The following is a 17926-nucleotide window of genomic DNA, read 5'->3' on the forward strand; positions in this document are numbered from 1 at the left end:
CTAAATCATATAATGCTTTTGACAATGCTTTTCTAATATCGCTATAATGTCATATAAAGAGCGAAGTGAGAGGAAAAGAATATGAAGTCAGAAGATCTAAAACAATCTTTAAAATTATATATTGTACTATCGCGTGCATTGAAAGCGATCAATGAGACAACACATCAATTATTTCAGGATAATGGTTTAAACCCAACTGAATTTGCTGTTCTAGAGCTTCTTTACCATAAAGGGAGACAACCTTTACAGCAAATAGGCAATAAAATTTTGCTCGCTAGTGGGTCTATTACGTATGTCATTGATAAGCTTGAAAAGAGAGGCTATTTATTACGTGTTTCTTGTCCTTCAGATCGTCGTGTGACATATGCAGAAATCACTGGAGAAGGTGAAGCCTTTATGGCAGAGCTATTCCCAAAACACGAGCAGCATTTGCATGAATTAATGAGTGTGCTATCACCGCAAGAAAAGGAACAAGCAATTACGTTATTAAAGAAAATAGGCCTTTCTATTAAGGATTTATCTTATTAAAAAAGTTGTCTCATTGATTTGAGACAACTTTTTTATAATGGAAATAAAAGGACGATAGACAATGTCTATCGTCCTTATTGTCTTACTATTTTTTAGAGATAGTGGCTGCCATATTAAGCATAGCATCTGTTAAATCTTGTTTATCGTTATCGTGAATTGTTAATTTTGTAATGAGACCATCTTTTTCAAAAACAACCCCAATAACTTTCTCTGTGTCAAAGTCTACGACATAACCCTCGATATGTTGAACATTTTTAAATGCTGCTAATTCTTCAGTAGTTAAAGCTACTGTTTCGCCTACAGCATTCATATAATCTTGCATAGTTGTTTTCACTTCATCAAAGCTTGATTGTGATGCTTCAATTGTTTCAATACGCATAAACACTTCGTCATCATCATTAGATACTAACATATCTTTACCTGGTTCTTCCTGTGTCATTGTAAATCCTGGAAGCTGTTGTAGCTTGTAGGTTTGATTGACACTTTCAGACTGAGTGGCTGTTTCCGTTTTATTTTCGCCTTTTTGTACGTATTTCACATCTTGTTGTGGCTGTTTAGAAGTATCCTCTGTATTTGTATCATCTGATGCAGGAGTTTCCTCTTCTTCTTGTGATTCGCCTGCAGTTTCATCTCCAGATGGTTTTTGATCAACACCAGTATTGGATGGCTCATTTTGTTGAGCATCTGAATCCCCTGTTTTATCAGAGGTATTACAACCTACAACTAATACGGCTGTTAGTACTAATGCAAGAATTGAAAATAATTTTTTTTGCATAAAAAACCCTCCTTTTCTAAATTAAACGTTTGTAAAGATAAAATGTTTCCAAAATTAAATGTTATGATGTTAAAGGCAACACTAAAAATAATAATAGTACAAAAACGACATGAGCTACAATAACAAGTGGCATACTTTTTTTCCACTCATAGATGAAGCCCCAAATAATACTTGCCAAAAGTACAGCTATAACACCAAGTATAAAACCACTTAGAGCAATTGATATCGCACACAGTATGGCAGTTACTATAACGGCCAACGATGGACGCATAAAGCGTTTTAACTGCTGTTGGATATAACCACGCCAAAATAGTTCTTCACCTATGGCAACGATGAATACAAGTAAAACATAGTGCCAAATATTTTGTGGTCCATAGTTTGTTAAAAACTTTTGAACGGATTGTACTAAATTATTATTAATATATGGAGCGAGCCAGTAACCAAAGCGAATGATACCATATGTGATGGTACCGTATCCAATACCAAAGAGTAAAAATTGCCATGTAGGTAATTTATCTTCAATGGAGCCAGCTAAGATGGCGATGGCAATACATACTAATAAAGTAAATGCATACATGTACCAAAATACTGCTTGGTTAGCAAAGGTAAAAGCAAGCATGCCATAAACGAATAATAAAGAAAGGAGAAATAGTAGTGTTTGTTTCGAATTTGTTAGCATATTCGACCTCCATACTTTAATTTTATCAAAAAAATAGCCCCTTATCATCTATAAAGACAAATAGGGACTATTCGGACTATTAAGCTTCATTAGTATATAAAATTTTATAACGTTTATGATTGACGACCGTTTTCTCTTCAATCTCAAGGGAATCAAAATTCTCCATATATGTTAAATTAACAATCACCGAATTTTCATTTACCTTTTCGACAATACCTTGTAGACCATTTTTAAACTCGATAATATTTCCAACTTCAGCTATTTTCACAGACAGTCAGCTCCTTCATCGACTAATAATATACAGTTTGCATGAAAATTTGGGAAACGTAAAGCTTTTTTTAAATAATTCATAATTTATTACACAAAAGATGAAAAGAGAGGTATAAAATAAATGGAAAAATACGAAAATATGCTTAAACAATTACAAAACGGGGAAATAGAAAGTATTGAAATTCAAAAGGAAGATTTTTATGAATTTCGCGAAATACTTGTAAAGCATCCTTTATTTAAACATTATAGGGGTGAGGCCAAACAAAATGGACGGATTATATATACTTATACTGAACTTCCGAGAAGTTAAAATTTGTCGAACATTGTCGTAAGTTAATGCTGTAAGAAATAAAATATAAATGTATAATAATGGTATGATTATTTGTGTGTGGAGGGTTGTATGAATGGTCAATCTACTCTTGAAACAAATGGAACAAACTCGTGAGATGATGATTCGCTCAGGTGTAGAAAACGGGTTACAAAATGCAAAAACCATTCAACTGAGTCGCAGATTAGATCAGTTAATGAACACTTATTATAGACAGATGGCATTTGAGGAAGAAAAAGACCAAGAAAACTAAAAAGATTGTTCCAGTATTCAGAGTAAAAACATTTTAACATATATGTTTAAAATGCATTTCAATGGGGAATAACTTACTATGAACACAGCAACATTCTCATTTCCCCCTTTAGAGCAGTGATCCCCCAATCACTTGCTCTCTTTTTTTTCGCTTATTCGGTATATATGTCATACATAAAAAGTTTAGTACAAGTTATGGGAAGAGTTTGAATTATATGTTTCCTTCACCTAAACTGAAAAGATACAGAGTTTGGATTCTCACCGAGAGTGCAGACATTCTAAAATAAAGGAGCATGTACATATGACGAAGAAACGTATAGCATTTATTGGCACGGGTGTGATGGGTGCTAGCATCATTAAACATTTAATAAAAAATGGGCATGAAGTATCTGTGTTTACGCGGACAAAGGAAAAAGCAGAACCTCTTGTGGCATTGGGAGCGTCTTGGGCAAGTTCGCCAGCAGCAGCATTTAAAAATCGTGACATTGCCTTCACAATGGTTGGATATCCTTCAGATGTTGAGGAAGTATATTTTGGGCAAAATGGTCTTTTCCAAACAGCAGAGCAAGGTAACATTGTCGTTGATATGACGACTTCAGAGCCTTCCTTGGCAAAGAGAATTTATGAACACGCCCTTTCAATGGGTGTAGAGGCTTTAGATGCTCCTGTTTCAGGTGGTGATATAGGAGCACAAAATGGTACATTGTCCATTATGATTGGTGGCGATCAAGCTACCTATGATAAGGTATTGCCAATTATGAAGCATTTTGGGGGAAATATTGTTTATCAAGGTGAAGCGGGTGCTGGGCAACATGCAAAGATGTGCAACCAAATTGTCATTGCTTCAGGTATGATTGGAGTGTGCGAATCACTAGCATATGGTTTAAAGGCAGGTTTAGATTTACCGACGGTATTACAATCAATCGCATCAGGGGCAGCTGGCTCATGGTCTTTAAGCAATTTAGCTCCACGCATGATACAAGGGGATTTTGCTCCAGGCTTTTATGTTAAACATTTTGTCAAAGATATGAAAATTGCTTTAGATGAATCCAAAAAAATGGGTATCTCTTTACCAGGGCTTTCATTAGCATATGACATGTATGAGAAATTGATTGAAGAGGGCTATGGTGATAATGGTACACAAGTTCTTCTAAAGTATTATAAATAGTGGCGTGAATAGGAAACCTGAAGTCTCTTTATTTCTTGGGAGACTTCAGGTTTTTTAGTACTACTCTTTACCAAAAAGTTGAGAATCTAAAGAGAAGTTAGATGCTCCTGCTAAAGCAAAATAAAGAGCTATAGCGCCTAAAGCTAAATCTAATTCATAACCAGCCAATCCATCAGCTCCGATAAAGCCAATGCTTAGTTTTGCTGTAAAGATAGCAACGATCATTGTAATCGTTAGTAAAGCGCCAAAGATTCTAGTGGCTAAACCTAAAATAATGGCAATTCCGCCTACTAATTCAATAATCGCAACGATATACGCCATAAATCCTGGTATACCTAGACTATCAAAGAAGTCAGCTGTGTAGCTGATTCCACCTTGAAACTTTTGAAAACCATGTACGGCAAAAATAATGCCAAGAACGACACGTAAAATAGTTGAACCAATCATTTGCATAATAAAATAACTCCTTTTCTTTAACTTACATTTCGTAACCTAGTTTATTTTTAAAAATAACTTTTGTCAAGTAACTTAATGTATTTTTAGAATTGGTTTTTTAGAAAAAGTGCTATACTGTTAAATAGGAACTAACAACAATGGAGGCTAGTAGATTGGATCAAAAAAATATTTGTCCACGATTTGAAAAAGCACTCATGATATTAAATCATCGATGGAATACTTTGCTAATTTATCAGTTGCTCGATGGTCCACAACGTTATTCAACCATTAAAAATCAGTTGAATATTAGCAGTCGTGTTTTAACAGAACGATTAAAGGAGTTAGAGACAGAGCAAATCGTGTTACGTACAGTAATTCCTTCGACACCAGTTGTCATTGAGTATGAGCTTACGGAAAAGGGATATGCTATTGCGCCAGTGCTAAAAGCAATTGAACAATGGTCTTCTGACTGGGTGACACTAAATGAAAAATGATAAAAAGGTATTCAAGTGAGGGGCTTGAATACCTTTTTATCGTGTTGAAATACAAACAATCAATAGAATTTGTGAAAGGTGAAAATGGATTTCCGTTGCAGGCTACTTGCTTTCCTGTGGGCGAGCGCCGAGCCGCTTCCTCCGCTACCGCTCCGTTTAGGGGGCTCGCCTGTCTCGCTATCCCACGGGAGTCAAGTAGCCTTCCACTCCAATCTATAAAAATGTTTCTTGTTAGCAAAGGTTTTCCAATAAAGTGAAGGGTATTCACTACTCTTTATGGTGGGGTGTTGTCACTCATCACTTCTCCACATTGTAAATAAGAGCTTATCCTCTCTCTAATAATATAAATAAAAGACTATTTTGTTCAGGAAAAGACACTGGAGCGAACGCAGTGAGCGCAGCGGCTCATCGGACGCCCTCTGGAAAGGACGCTGGCGGAACGGAAATCACCTCCCCTCACCTTGTCAAAAGATCTTTTTTGATTTACACGGAAAACGATGGAAAATGAGTGTTCATTTATCGGTCATTTGGCAGTTATTTTTCAATGAAATTGCTGTTATATTGTAAATAATATTAATTTTCTTTAAAAAAAGATATTTTTTATTACAGAGAGAGGTTAATTGATTATTATAGAAAATAGAGGGGAGGTTTTATATGAAGAAAGGTACAGCAATCGATGTACAGCATCGAAGTCAGTTAGCCATTTATTTATCATTGCCAATACTTTCATGGGCATTTTATGATTTTGCGAATACAATTTTTTCTTCAAATATAAATACAATTTTTTTCCCGTTTTACATGGATGAAGTGCTGGGTACGAATGAAGTCATGCAACAAGTAGCAAGCACCTTTATATCCTACGCCAATGCGATTGCAAGCTTGTTGCTCGTTATCTTTTCACCGCTTTTTGGGGTTTGGATTGATAACACTGGCTACAAAAAGAGGTTTATCGTATGGTTTGCATCTATTTCCATTCTTTTTACATTTATGATGGGGATCTTTGCAAATGTACAATCGACAACCAACTACTCAGGTGTCCCTCTTAGTTTATTTTTAGTAGTTGCAAGCTTTGTCATTGCAAAATTTTTCTTTAATTCAAGTCTAGTATTCTACGACTCTATGATGGGTGATTTAGGAACAAAAGAAGAGATGCCATTAATCTCAGGGTATGGAGTTGCAATTGGTTATTTGGGCACACTTTTCGGATTACTTGTATATTTATATGTCGGTAACAGCGATTTTCACCGAGCGTTTATTCCAACAGCTATCTTGTATTTATTATTTTCATTGCCATTATTTTTAATTAATAAAGATACACCTATTCCAAAAGCGCAGCGCAAGTCCATAAAGTTTTTAGACGGCTATAAAGAAATCATTCAAACTTTTAAGGATATGAAGCAATATAAGGCCATTTTTACGTTCATGATTGCTTATTTCTTTTTAAATGATGCCATTGCTACGACGATCGCCATGATGGCTGTTTATGCTACGGCAATTGTTGGATTTAGTTCTGGTCAGTTTATCGTTCTTTATTTGGTCTCTACGGTATCAACAATCATTGGTTCTCTTGCATTTGGCTATATAACGAAATCCATAGGAGCTAAACGTGCCATTACGATAGTTGCGCTCATTATGATTATCGCTTTAGTGTTCGCTGTTTTTGCCTCAGCACAATGGATGTTCTGGCTAGCAGGTAGTCTATTTGGGATATCCCTTGGATCCATGTGGGTGACATCTAGGACCTATATTATTGAATTATCACCATATGAGAAACGCGGGCAGTTTTTCGGCTTATTTGCCTTTTCAGGTAAAGTATCATCGATTATCGGTCCAGCCGTATATGGAACAGTGACATTATGGATGAAGGATTATGGCACCCTTGCTAGTCGTGTCGCGTTATCAACATTAATAGTGATGACAGTAATCGGCCTATTGGTACATCTAAAAGTTAATGATAAAAATGGAAATAGCAAGTAGGAGAAATGTATTGCCTATGATACAATTGAATTATAAATAGATGTAGAGAAAGGAGCGGGATTGCATTGGAACATAAAGGAATATTATTAGAAAGTGGCACAAATGAGCTAGAAATCGTTGAATTTGAAGTAGCAAACAATAAATTCGGCATCAATGTCATTAAAGTGAAAGAAATTATTCAACCGATACCAGTAACATTTATCCCACACGCGCACCCGCATGTAGAAGGAATTATTCAATTACGAGGTGAAGTATTACCGGTTGTAGATATGCTGCGAGTATTAGGAATTCAAGGTGCGGAGCGTAATCCTCAACAAAAATATATTGTGGCTGAATTCAATAAGCAACGTGTTGTTTTCCATGTAGATAATGTGACACAAATTCATCGTATTTCATGGAATCAAATTGAAAAGCCATCTGATATGTATCAAGGTGGGACATCACAAGTAATTGGCGTAATTAAACAAAATGAACAAATGATTCTATTGCTAGATTTCGAAAGAATTATGGTGGATATCAATCCTGAATCAGGAATTAGTGTGGAATCTGTTAAAAAGCTTGGTAAACGTGAACGTTCTGGAAAGCGTATTTTAATTGCAGAAGATTCACCATTATTACGCAAATTATTATTCGATACAATGAGCGAAGCTGGTTATGACAATGTAGAATTCTTTGAAAATGGTCGCGATGCTTATGAATACTTAGAAGGAATTGCGAATAGTGGTAGCGATATCTCAGAACATATTCAATTAGTGGTAACTGATATTGAGATGCCACAAATGGATGGTCATCATTTGACACGAAAAATCAAAGAGCACCCTGATCTTCAAAAGCTTCCTGTCATCATTTTCTCAAGTCTCATTACAGACGATCTTCGCCATAAAGGGGATCAAGTAGGAGCAGAAGATCAAATTAGTAAGCCAGAAATTGCAGAGCTCATTTTACGTGTTGACCAACTTATTCTGTAATGGTAATGACTTACAAGATACTTCACAATTTTAATAATGGGTATCCTAAAAGTAAAAATAAATGAAAGAAAAGTCGGATGCCTTAAAAGGGTGCCGACTTTTTTGTATAGGTCCACATTTTATGAACAAAATAGGCTTGGAGGATGTGATGATTTGAATGAACTAAAAACAGCCATTATTGATATCGGCTCCAATACCATTCGATTAGTATTATATCAGTATGATAATGAAGAGGGGCTTCGTGAGCTAGGAAATATTAAAACGGTAGCACGTTTGCGTACATATATATTGCCTTCAGGAGAAATGTCTGAAGAAGGTATTCAAGTGTTATCAGAAACTTTATTCACATTCAAAGCGATGCTAGAGGATTTTGAAATAACTGATGTCAAAGCAGCTGCAACTGCTGCTATCCGACAAGCCACTAATCGAGATCAAATTATAGAGGAAATGAAAAAACGAACTGGTATCCAAATTGAGCTTTTATCAGAAGAAGAAGAAGCCTATTTTGGCTATGTTGCAGTTGCCTATTCCATGGGTACAAAATCGGCCGTAACAATTGATATTGGTGGTGGAAGTACCGAAATTACGCTCTTTGAAAATAAAGAAATTCAGCAATCACATAGTTTTCCATTTGGGACAGTTTCTTTAAAGCAACGATTTGTAAAAGGCGACATTATGAATAGTAGTGAAAAAGTGGAACTCATTGCCTTTATTAAAGAGCAATTTCAAACACTCCCTTGGATACAAAATGTCGCATTACCTATTATCGCAATTGGTGGTAGTGCGCGGAATATTGTACAAATTCATCAGCAAAAGCATGACTATCCAATTGCAAGTGTGCATGGCTACGAAATGTCTAAGGCAGATTTGGATGATTTAAGCTCATTTTTAGGTCAACTAAGCTTTCAGGAATTGAAACAATTAGATGGGCTTTCATCGGATCGCGCAGATATTATTGTACCTGCATTAGAGGTATTTAGAGTATTAATGGAGGCGGTTGGTAGTGGGACATTCCAACTGACAAAGAGAGGTTTACGTGAGGGACTCATTTTTCAACGGATTTTGCAAACAGATGCACAGGCCTTTGATAAATACAATGTATTTGAAGGGAATGCAAGAAGATTAGCACGTCAGTATGGTCGAACTGAAATGGAAGTTGATTATTTAATGAATTTAGCAGACCAATTGTATCGTGAATGCTGTCATTTAGGTTATTTGCAATATCATCCAGAAGATTTGCATTTATTGTCGAAAGCGGCCAAGGTTTTTAATATTGGAGAGTATATTGAATTAAGCTCTTCCAGCCAACATACTTTTTATTTAATCGCAAATCAATCCATTGATGGTTTAAATCATTTAGAACGAGTAAAACTAGCACTTCTTGCATCCTATAAAAATAAAGATTATTTTGAACGATTTGCCGCTCCGTTTGCAACATGGATGGATCGTGAGGAATATCGCAAATTACGAGATTTTGGAGCGTTATTAAAATTTGTCTATGCGTTAAATGTGTCAAAGCGCAATGTTGTTCATGCCATTGAGATGCGCACAGAAGAGGATCATGTACAACTGGATATTTATGTGAAAAAGAATGCAGCTGCTGAAAAGTATCAAGCCAATCGCCATAGAAAACATTTAGAACGAGCATTAAAAATCCCAATGAGGATCAATTTTATTGAAGAAGGGTGGAACAATGGATGACAACTGAAGTAACGAAAAACGAGCTACATGAGGAAGACTTTTCAGAAAAACATAGTCGGTTATTAGAGGAGATTGCCAAGCCTCAGTACTATAATAATCGGGAATTGAGCTGGCTTGCCTTTAATGAACGAGTATTAGAGGAAGCGGAGGATATCAATAATCCTCTGCTAGAGCGTTTGAAATTTTTAGCTATATTTAGCTCAAATTTAGATGAATTTTTTATGGTGCGTGTTGCAGGGCTACAAGATCAAGTTCGAGCTGGCTTTCATAAACCTGAAAATAAATCTGGATTAACACCAAAGGAGCAGTTGGCGAAAATTGCAGAGCGTACACAAGCATTAGTTCGTCGACAGACAGAAGTTTATCGTCATTTAATCTATGATTTGCTTCCACAGCATAATGTACATATTGCAGATATGAAAGATTTAAACAGAGCACAAAAAGCATTTATCAATGAGATGTTTGCGGAAACAATCTTCCCAGTTTTAACCCCTGTAGCAGTAGACGCGTATCGTCCTTTCCCAACATTATTTGGTAAGACATTGAATTTACTCGTACTGTTAGAGCAGGATGAGACAGAAGTTGAAAGTCGGGAAAAAGTAGCCATCGTACAAGTCCCTTCTGTTCTAGACCGTTATATAAAAGTGCCATCCGAAGAAGGGAAAACAATTGTTGTTTTATTGGAGGACGTGATTGTAGCGCATATTGAAAAGCTATTTTATGGCTATAGTGTAAAATCAGCACAAGCTTTCCGTCTAACAAGAAATGCAGATTTAACGATCCATGAAGAGGGGGCTCGCGATCTGCTAGTTGAAATTGAAAAGGAACTAAAAAAACGAAAATGGGGCGTAGGGAGCCGTTTAGAAGTTCGAGTTGGAGAAATGAATGAGGAAGTACTTCAATATTTATTAGATGAATTTGAAATTGAAGAAACAGATGTGTTCCATATTGATGGGCCTTTGGATTTAACCTTTATGTTCTCTTTTGTTAAAGGTATTTCTGTTGGTCGCGAGCATCTAGAATATGAAAGCTTTATTCCACAGCCACCTTTAGATTTACAATCAGATGAAAATATTTTTGAAAAAGCTCTACAACAAGATATATTTTTCCATCATCCATATGAATCGTTTGCTCCAATTGTTGATTTTATTGCAGAGGCAGCGGTTAACCCAAATATATTAGCAATCAAGCAAACATTATATCGAGTAAGTGGCAATTCACCAATTATACAAGCATTAAAACTTGCGGCTGAAAATGGCAAACAAGTAACAGTGCTAGTTGAACTAAAGGCTCGTTTCGATGAAGAAAACAATGTACACTGGGCAAAACAATTAGAACAAGCAGGCTGTCTTGTGATTTATGGCATGAATAATTTAAAAACGCACTCTAAAATAACACTAGTTGTTAGTCGTCGTAACGGTAAAATTGAGCGTTTTGTCCATCTTGGGACAGGAAATTATAATGATGCTACTGCAAAAATTTATACGGATATGGGCATAATAACTACAGATAAAGAGTTTGGCATTGATGCGACAAACTTCTTTAACTACTTAAGCGGCTATACAGAAAAGCCTACCTTTAATCATTTAGTCGTGGCACCATTTGATATTCGAGATGAATTTATTCGTTTAATGGATGAAGAAATTGCTTGTCATAAAAAACATGGTAATGGTTTTATTAGGGCAAAAATGAACTCACTGACAGACAAAGACTTAATGATGAAGCTTTATGAAGCATCTATTGCAGGTGTAAAAGTGGAACTCATTATACGTGGTATTTGCTGTATTAGACCAGGTATTCCTGGTATAAGTGAAAACATTACAGTGACAAGTATTGTTGGCCGTTTCCTAGAACATTCTCGTATCTATTGGTTCCATCATAATGGAGAAAATAAAGTCTATTTATCGTCAGCAGATATGATGACACGCAATATGATTAAACGTGTAGAAATATTGTTCCCTGTATATGCAAGTGAAGCAAAAACTCGTATTATTGACATAATGAATGCACAATTAATGGATACTGCGAAAGCACGTATTCAAGACTCGAATGGTAAATACCATTACAAAGAGTTTGATCGTAGCGAAGATCCGTTAAATAGCCAGGAAGTTTTCTTAAAGGATGCATTAAAGCCTACGCTAGACGAAGAATAGAGCAAACACGCTACTTAGTGAGGGATAGAATGAAAAAATATAGAGAGAGTGTAGCGCCATTTGCAGATTATCAGCAGCTCATCCAACTGAATCCATTTGATGCAGTTGTCTGTTTGAAAAAAGTGGATACGGCCGTGTTTGAGGTTGTTGAATTTAATGATAAGCTATCTTTATTGCTTGAGTTACAAGATAGCTCAGCCAAGAACGCGGAGCATTTTTTTTCAGAGCCATGCTGGCTGCAATTGTCGGAACTGCTAAATCAAGATGTCAATCAACAGCATGTCCTAACATTAGGTACTGATCTTCAAAAAAAAACATTTGTGATTCATGTACAGCACTTAGCTAATTCTATGGTCGCTATGATCCTTCGTGCAACACAAAGTGAAATAGCGCCATATTTACAATTTGTGGAGCAACATGTGAGCCCAGTGTTAACGACAGATATACAAGGTCGTATTATCCATCAGAACGTTGCTGCTACCTCTGTCTTATCTAGAGAGCAGCACAGCCTAATAGGACTAGATATTTTTTCATTATTAGAAAGTAGATATAGCAATGAATTTAAATTATTATTTGCCAAAACCATTGAAGGTTCAGCTTTTGGCATGCCTAGGTGTTTATTAAAGGGCCAATTGCTAAGTAAAGAGCCTTTTTATTTAAGAACGCATCCAACTTATTATAATGGTGAGGTAATAGGGGTACATTTATTTGTCAAAGAAGCCAATTCATTTATGAATGATCATGAGGCATTTTATTACCTAGCGCTGATGGACGAATTAACAGGTATTTGGAACCGAAAGGCTTTTAAAGAACACTGGCTGCACCATTTAAATGATAAAAAGCAAGAACACAAGCAAGCTGCTCTAATTTTGGTTGATATTGATCGCTTTAAAAAATTTAATGAATCTCTTGGCGAGAGCAAGGGTGACGAGCTTATGCGTATGTTTAGTCATAGGCTTCGTGAGCTTTGTTACTCAAAATGCTCCCTTTATCGCTATAACAGTGATGAGTTTATCTTTGTGCTAAAAGATGCAACCATCCAAAAAATTGAGCATACCGCGAATGCAATCTTGGATGTTCTAAAACAGCCGTTTATGATAGATGGACAGGAATATTTTATTAGCGTGTCGATTGGCATTTCGCTTAGTCCAGCAGATGGAAGAGATTTAGAGACACTTGTACGGAAAGCTGATAAGGCTTTATTTTCTGCTAAAGAGCATGGCCGATCACATTACCGTTACTATCGTGAAGATATGACAGCTGTCTTTCCAAATGAAGCATTAATGGAGGCACATTTACGTCGTGCCATTGAATTTAATGAGCTGAGTCTCCATCTACAGCCACAAATGGATTTAGCAAACAATAGCATCAATAGCTTTGAAGCATTACTGCGGTGGAATAATCGTAAATTTGGTTTTGTGTCACCTGCACAGTTTATTCCGATTGCTGAGGCTTCAGGCTTAATAATCGAAATAGGTGATTGGATTATTGATGAGGTTTGTCGTTACCAAAGAGAATGGCAATCGAAAGGCTATCGTCCTGTACGGATAGCCGTTAATATTTCACCTAAGCAGTTTAGAAAAGAAAATTTCGCTCGAAAAATTAAAGCGGCTTTGAAGAAATATAGTGTACCACCCGAATTATTAGAGGTGGAGATAACCGAAAGTTCTATGACAAACGTTCATGAAACTTACTCGATTTTGACCGAGTTGAAGCAATTAGGCGTGTATGTGTCAGTGGATGATTTTGGGACAGGCTATTCCTCATTAAGCTATCTTAAGCGCTATCCAATTGATATCATTAAAATCGATCAGTCATTTATTGCAGATATTGCAAAAGATGACAAAAACGAAGCCATTATTAAGGCAATTATTTCGATGTCTCATAATTTAGGATTAGAGGTCATTGCTGAAGGAATTGAAGAGGCTTCACAAGTTGATTTTCTTAAACGTCATCGCTGTCAAAAAGGACAGGGCTATTTATATAATAAACCATTACCAGTGGAAACAATTGTTCAACAATATTTTGTTAGCTAATCAACGAGTAGCACTTTCATCGCCTAAAATGGGTGAAGTGCTACTTTTTTATTTATGGCTTTTAAGACCATCCAAGACAATAGTTGTGAATTGGGCCATTTCGGAAGCCAAATCGAAATCCTCACTATGAATTAACCAATCATAAACATTGGCACGCATACAGCGCCGAATAATTGCTTGTATGTTAGGAGCAGATACATCTTGTCTGAATTCCCCCTGTCGAATTCCTTCCTCAATATATGTATTCATAATTTGAAAGATTTTACGTTGTGGATTGATTAAGTAGTGATCTTGTTCTACTTGGTTTGTCATGGCAGCTGTATACACTGTGCGCAATAAATCTTTTCCTACAACTTTCGTTAAATAGTTCATTTGTTGTTGATAGACAAATAAAATTTTTTCACTTGCTGATAATGAAGGATCAATATTTTTTTCTACAGTGCTATAAAATTGATCCAGCTCCATAAATTTTTCTAATATAACATCATATTTGGATGGGAAATGTGTATAAAAGGTCCCTTTCGAAACATTGCAGGCTTTTGTAATTTGTTCAACAGAGACATGTTCAAAACCATACTTGTTAAATAAATCTAACGAGGTTTTTAATAATTTTTCCCGTGTTTCTAATGCCTTTTTCTGTCTGCTCGTTAATGATTCCATCGTAGCTTATTACCTCCAAAGTAAAGTATTGTAAAATATTTTTTGTAAAAATATTCTGAAAATATATTTTTTTTAATTGACGAGATGGAATTATTTTGATTATGATTTAATTGACCGCAGTCACTGACTATGGTCAACAAAAGTATCTCGTTATTAATGTTACGACAAAAAATAGGCGTTGGCTAGTGTATCATGCAGCTTGTCTGCTGAATTTTCAAAGATTGGGGGAAGTTTAAATGAAGGAGAAATTAGGTTTTATTGGCTTAGGCAATATGGGGTTACCGATGTCTATCAATTTATTAAAGGCAAATTATCAAGTGTATGGCTTTGATACAAATGCAAAGGCCATGGAGCAATTTAGAGCAGCGGGTGGCATTGGTGTGGAAACAGCAAAGGAAGTTGCACAGCAATGTGATGTGGTGATGACCAGCTTACCGACTCCACAGGTAGTAGAAATGGTGTATCAATCAGAACAAGGAATCATTCATCATGCGAAAAAGGGATGCTTACTCATTGATTTTAGTACAGTTAATCCCGAATTGAACGATTCATTATATAAAGAAGCAAAAGCCTTAGGGTTACGATATTTAGGAGCACCTGTAAGTGGGGGAGTAATTGGAGCAGTAAATGCTACTCTAACAATTATGGTTGGTGGTGACAAGGAAGATTATGAAAGTGCTGCAAAAATATTCGGAATAGTCGGTAAAAATAGTTACCATCTAGGAATTTCGTCAAGTGTAGGTACACGTATTAAATTATTAAATAATTTAATGATTGGATTTTATACAGAGGCCGTAGCTGAAACAATCGTACTTGGTGAAAAGATGGGCATTCATGCTGATGTGCTGTATGAAGTGTTAAGTAATAGCTATGGTCAAAGCCGTATTTATGAACGCAATTATGTGGAATATATGAAAAACGATAATTATGAGCCAGGCTTTTCGACAAACCTACTATTAAAGGATTTAAAGCTAGCGAAAGAAATGGCAGACGAAGCAGGGGTATCGCTGCGAATCGGGGAAAAATTGGTGGATTTGTATAGTGAAATTGCTCAGCAAGGCTATGGTGAAAACGATATGTCTGCTGCTTATTTAAGTTTAAAAGAAACTGCTAAAATAGAACAATTTTAAGAGGAGGAAAAGAAAAATGACAACAGCACAAGAAATTCAAACATTAACACATTTTATTGGCGGACATTTAGTGGAAGGAAAAAGCGGCCGTTATGGTTCAGTATTCAATCCTACAACAGGTGATGTCATTGCAAAAGTACCACTTGCCACAATAGCAGAAACACGGGAGGCAATTGAGCAAGCACAAGCGGCATTTCCTAAATGGCGTGACACATCTGTGGCAAAGCGAGCAGAAATTGTCTTAAGGTTTCGAAACCTTATTACAGAAAATATGGAGGAGCTACTGCAAATTATTTGTACAGAAAGCGGAAAGACGCTTGAAGATGCTAAAGGAGAAATCACCCGAGGACTTGAATCTGTTGACTTAGCTATCGGTGCCCCACACTTAATGAAAGGGGAATACTCTGTTAATGTTGGCGGGCAAATTAATGCCTATTCTGCAAAATATCCATTAGGAGTAGTGGCGGCCATCTCGCCATTTAACTTCCCAATTATGGTGCCTTTAGCACAAACAAGTATGGCTATTGCTGTAGGGAATGCTGTTGTGTTAAAAGCATCAGAACGTGTGCCAATGACTGCATTGTTTGTTAGTGAGCTGTGGAAAAAAGCTGGGTTGCCCGATGGTATTTGGACAGTGATAAATGGTGATAAGGATGCCGTTAATGAACTTTTGGAAAACCCAACTGTGCAAGCCATTTCATTTGTTGGCTCAACACCGGTGGCGAAGTATATTTATGAAACAGGCTCAAAGTATGGAAAACGTGTCACTGCCCTTGGTGGTGGTAAAAACAATATGGTTGTGATGCCAGATGCAGACCTTGAACAGGTAGCAAATGCCTTTATTGGGGCAGCATATGGTGCAGCCTCTCAGCGTTGTATGGCAATATCTACGATTATGCCTGTAGGGAAAGAGACAGCAGACCGTCTAGTGGCGATTCTTAAAAAGAAAATCACTAATCTGAAGGTAGGTCCATATACAGACCCTGATGCAGATTTTGGCCCTGTCATTTCTCAACAATCAAAAGAGGCGATTCTTGCTGCAATTGAGCGGGGAGAAACTGAGGGAGCATCGGTGATTTGTGATGGCCGTGAACTTGATATTGTCAAAGAATCTAAAGGCTTCTATGTAGGACCTACATTATTAGATCATGTAAAGCCAGGGATGGAAATTTATGAGCAAGAGGTATTTGGACCTGCTCGTAATGTTGTACGTGTAGATTCACTGGAGGAGGCTATTACACTTATTAATAAACATGAGCTAGGCAATGGTGTCACAATCTTTACGAATGACGGGTTAGCAGCTCGTCAATTTACGACTGAAATAGATGTTGGCATGGTAGGTGTCAATGTACCAATTCCAATTCCAGTTGGCTACCATAATTTTGCTGGTTTTAAAGGCTCTCGTTTTGGTGAAGGGCATATGTTTGGTCCAGATCAGGCACGATTCTTTACAAAAACTAAGACAATTTCAGAGCGTTGGATGGCAGGTAATGCCTCTACAGCATCTACATTTGCATTCCCAAGTAATAACGACTAATACAAACAAAGAGCTGTAGATTCTTACAGCTCTTTTTCTTAAAAAAGGAGAGGGAATGGTGTATGCAAGGAAAAACAGTTTTCATTACAGGGGCTGCTCGTGGCATTGGTCTTGCCATCGCCCAAGCATTTGCTAGGGAAGGAGCAAATGTAGTAATTACGGATAAAAATGAACAGCTTTTAAAGGAAGCGGTTGCTCAAAACCCTTCTTTAACGATATATACATGTGATGTGACAGAAGAACAAGCTATACGAGAGGCTATTGCATTTACGATTGAAAAATTTTCAACAATAGACATTTTAATTAATAATGCAGGATTTCAACATGTCTCATTGATTGAAGACTTTAAAACGGAGATTTTTGAGGCTATGCAAAAGGTCATGGTCGTTGCACCATTTGTGGCGATGAAATATGCATTACCACATATGAAGAACAATCAATTTGGTCGCATTATCAATATGGCCTCCATCAATGGGGTTATCGGGTTTGCCGGTAAGGCTGGTTACAACGCAGCAAAGCACGGTGTTATTGGGTTAACAAAAGTGGCAGCCCTGGAGGTAGCAAATGATGGGATTACAGTTAATGCCATTTGTCCAGGTTATGTGGATACAGAATTAGTGCACAATCAATTTAGCGATTTAGCGAAGACTCGAGGTATTCAAGTAGAGGAAGTACTAGAACAGGTGCTTTATCCACTTGTACCGCAAAAACGGCTGTTGGATGTCTCTGAAATTACAGGGCTAGCTTTATATTTAGCAAGCGATGTAGCAAAGGGGTTAACTGGTCAGGCGATTCTTTTAGATGGTGGTTATACGGCTCAATAGCTTAGGAGGGT

Annotated in this window: 18 protein-coding genes; 13 read left to right on the plus strand and 5 right to left on the minus strand. The window is 36.8% G+C overall.

The window, feature by feature from the left end:
* Positions 1–81 precede the first annotated feature (81 nt).
* Positions 82–528: a MarR family winged helix-turn-helix transcriptional regulator gene (locus AC6BKE_RS11110; RefSeq protein ID WP_036125858.1), complete on the plus strand. Its 447-nt coding sequence runs from the start codon at positions 82–84 to the stop codon at positions 526–528.
* A gap of 85 nt (positions 529–613) precedes the next feature.
* Here the strand turns inward: AC6BKE_RS11110 and AC6BKE_RS11115 are convergent, their stop codons facing one another.
* The 3 genes from AC6BKE_RS11115 to AC6BKE_RS11125 all read right to left on the minus strand — a co-directional run bounded on the left by AC6BKE_RS11115 (position 614) and on the right by AC6BKE_RS11125 (position 2250).
* Positions 614–1303, minus strand: a complete 690-nt coding sequence (locus AC6BKE_RS11115) for a DUF8580 domain-containing lipoprotein (protein ID WP_058845178.1) — start codon at positions 1301–1303, stop codon at positions 614–616.
* Between the two features lie 61 nt (positions 1304–1364).
* A complete protein-coding gene (locus AC6BKE_RS11120; RefSeq protein ID WP_036125844.1) occupies positions 1365–1982 on the minus strand; it encodes a CPBP family intramembrane glutamic endopeptidase in 618 nt (205 codons plus the stop codon).
* A 79-nt stretch (positions 1983–2061) separates the two neighbouring features.
* Positions 2062–2250, minus strand: a complete 189-nt coding sequence (locus AC6BKE_RS11125; protein ID WP_004224583.1) for a YkvS family protein — start codon at positions 2248–2250, stop codon at positions 2062–2064.
* A 123-nt stretch (positions 2251–2373) separates the two neighbouring features.
* Between AC6BKE_RS11125 and ykzS the strand changes: the two genes are divergently transcribed.
* From ykzS to AC6BKE_RS11140, 3 genes are all read left to right on the plus strand, one after another.
* The gene (ykzS, locus tag AC6BKE_RS11130) at positions 2374–2562 is read left to right on the plus strand and encodes a protein YkzS (protein ID WP_036125841.1); all 189 of its coding nucleotides are present in this window, start codon (positions 2374–2376) and stop codon (positions 2560–2562) included.
* 94 nt (positions 2563–2656) lie between these two features.
* A complete protein-coding gene (locus AC6BKE_RS11135; protein ID WP_080717115.1) occupies positions 2657–2833 on the plus strand; it encodes an aspartyl-phosphate phosphatase Spo0E family protein in 177 nt (58 codons plus the stop codon).
* A gap of 300 nt (positions 2834–3133) precedes the next feature.
* Positions 3134–4000, plus strand: a complete 867-nt coding sequence (locus tag AC6BKE_RS11140; RefSeq protein ID WP_058845177.1) for an NAD(P)-dependent oxidoreductase — start codon at positions 3134–3136, stop codon at positions 3998–4000.
* 60 nt (positions 4001–4060) lie between these two features.
* On the opposite strand, the gene AC6BKE_RS11145 is transcribed toward AC6BKE_RS11140, so the two are convergent.
* Positions 4061–4453, minus strand: a complete 393-nt coding sequence (locus tag AC6BKE_RS11145; protein WP_036125836.1) for a DoxX family protein — start codon at positions 4451–4453, stop codon at positions 4061–4063.
* Positions 4454–4608: 155 nt separating this feature from the next.
* Here AC6BKE_RS11145 and AC6BKE_RS11150 point away from each other — a divergent pair, with 155 nt between their 5' ends.
* The 6 genes from AC6BKE_RS11150 to AC6BKE_RS11175 all read left to right on the plus strand — a co-directional run bounded on the left by AC6BKE_RS11150 (position 4609) and on the right by AC6BKE_RS11175 (position 13764).
* A complete protein-coding gene (locus tag AC6BKE_RS11150; protein WP_036125834.1) occupies positions 4609–4929 on the plus strand; it encodes a winged helix-turn-helix transcriptional regulator in 321 nt (106 codons plus the stop codon).
* A 654-nt stretch (positions 4930–5583) separates the two neighbouring features.
* On the plus strand, positions 5584–6906 hold the full coding sequence (locus AC6BKE_RS11155) for an MFS transporter (protein ID WP_058843413.1): 1323 nt from the start codon (positions 5584–5586) through the stop codon (positions 6904–6906).
* Between the two features lie 65 nt (positions 6907–6971).
* Positions 6972–7874: a chemotaxis protein gene (locus AC6BKE_RS11160; RefSeq protein ID WP_499856834.1), complete on the plus strand. Its 903-nt coding sequence runs from the start codon at positions 6972–6974 to the stop codon at positions 7872–7874.
* A gap of 153 nt (positions 7875–8027) precedes the next feature.
* Positions 8028–9575 (plus strand): Ppx/GppA family phosphatase, encoded by a 1548-nt coding sequence (locus AC6BKE_RS11165; protein WP_036125740.1) that lies wholly within the window; start codon positions 8028–8030, stop codon positions 9573–9575.
* Complete coding sequence (locus tag AC6BKE_RS11170) at positions 9572–11728, plus strand: RNA degradosome polyphosphate kinase (protein ID WP_036125738.1); 2157 nt, start codon at positions 9572–9574, stop codon at positions 11726–11728. The genes AC6BKE_RS11165 and AC6BKE_RS11170 overlap by 4 nt, the downstream gene beginning before the upstream one ends.
* Before the next feature lie 29 nt (positions 11729–11757).
* Complete coding sequence (locus AC6BKE_RS11175) at positions 11758–13764, plus strand: putative bifunctional diguanylate cyclase/phosphodiesterase (RefSeq protein ID WP_058843414.1); 2007 nt, start codon at positions 11758–11760, stop codon at positions 13762–13764.
* Between the two features lie 48 nt (positions 13765–13812).
* Here the strand turns inward: AC6BKE_RS11175 and AC6BKE_RS11180 are convergent, their stop codons facing one another.
* On the minus strand, positions 13813–14424 hold the full coding sequence (locus tag AC6BKE_RS11180) for a TetR/AcrR family transcriptional regulator (RefSeq protein WP_058843415.1): 612 nt from the start codon (positions 14422–14424) through the stop codon (positions 13813–13815).
* A gap of 236 nt (positions 14425–14660) precedes the next feature.
* Here AC6BKE_RS11180 and AC6BKE_RS11185 point away from each other — a divergent pair, with 236 nt between their 5' ends.
* The 3 genes from AC6BKE_RS11185 (at position 14661) to AC6BKE_RS11195 (ending at position 17915) form a co-directional block, all read left to right on the plus strand.
* On the plus strand, positions 14661–15554 hold the full coding sequence (locus AC6BKE_RS11185) for an NAD(P)-dependent oxidoreductase (protein WP_058843416.1): 894 nt from the start codon (positions 14661–14663) through the stop codon (positions 15552–15554).
* Positions 15555–15570: 16 nt separating this feature from the next.
* Positions 15571–17091: a CoA-acylating methylmalonate-semialdehyde dehydrogenase gene (locus AC6BKE_RS11190; protein ID WP_271912456.1), complete on the plus strand. Its 1521-nt coding sequence runs from the start codon at positions 15571–15573 to the stop codon at positions 17089–17091.
* 62 nt (positions 17092–17153) lie between these two features.
* Positions 17154–17915, plus strand: a complete 762-nt coding sequence (locus AC6BKE_RS11195) for a 3-hydroxybutyrate dehydrogenase (RefSeq protein ID WP_340809983.1) — start codon at positions 17154–17156, stop codon at positions 17913–17915.
* The last annotated feature ends 11 nt before the right edge of the window (positions 17916–17926 follow it).

Source organism: Lysinibacillus sp. COL-1 (assembly GCF_059814265.1).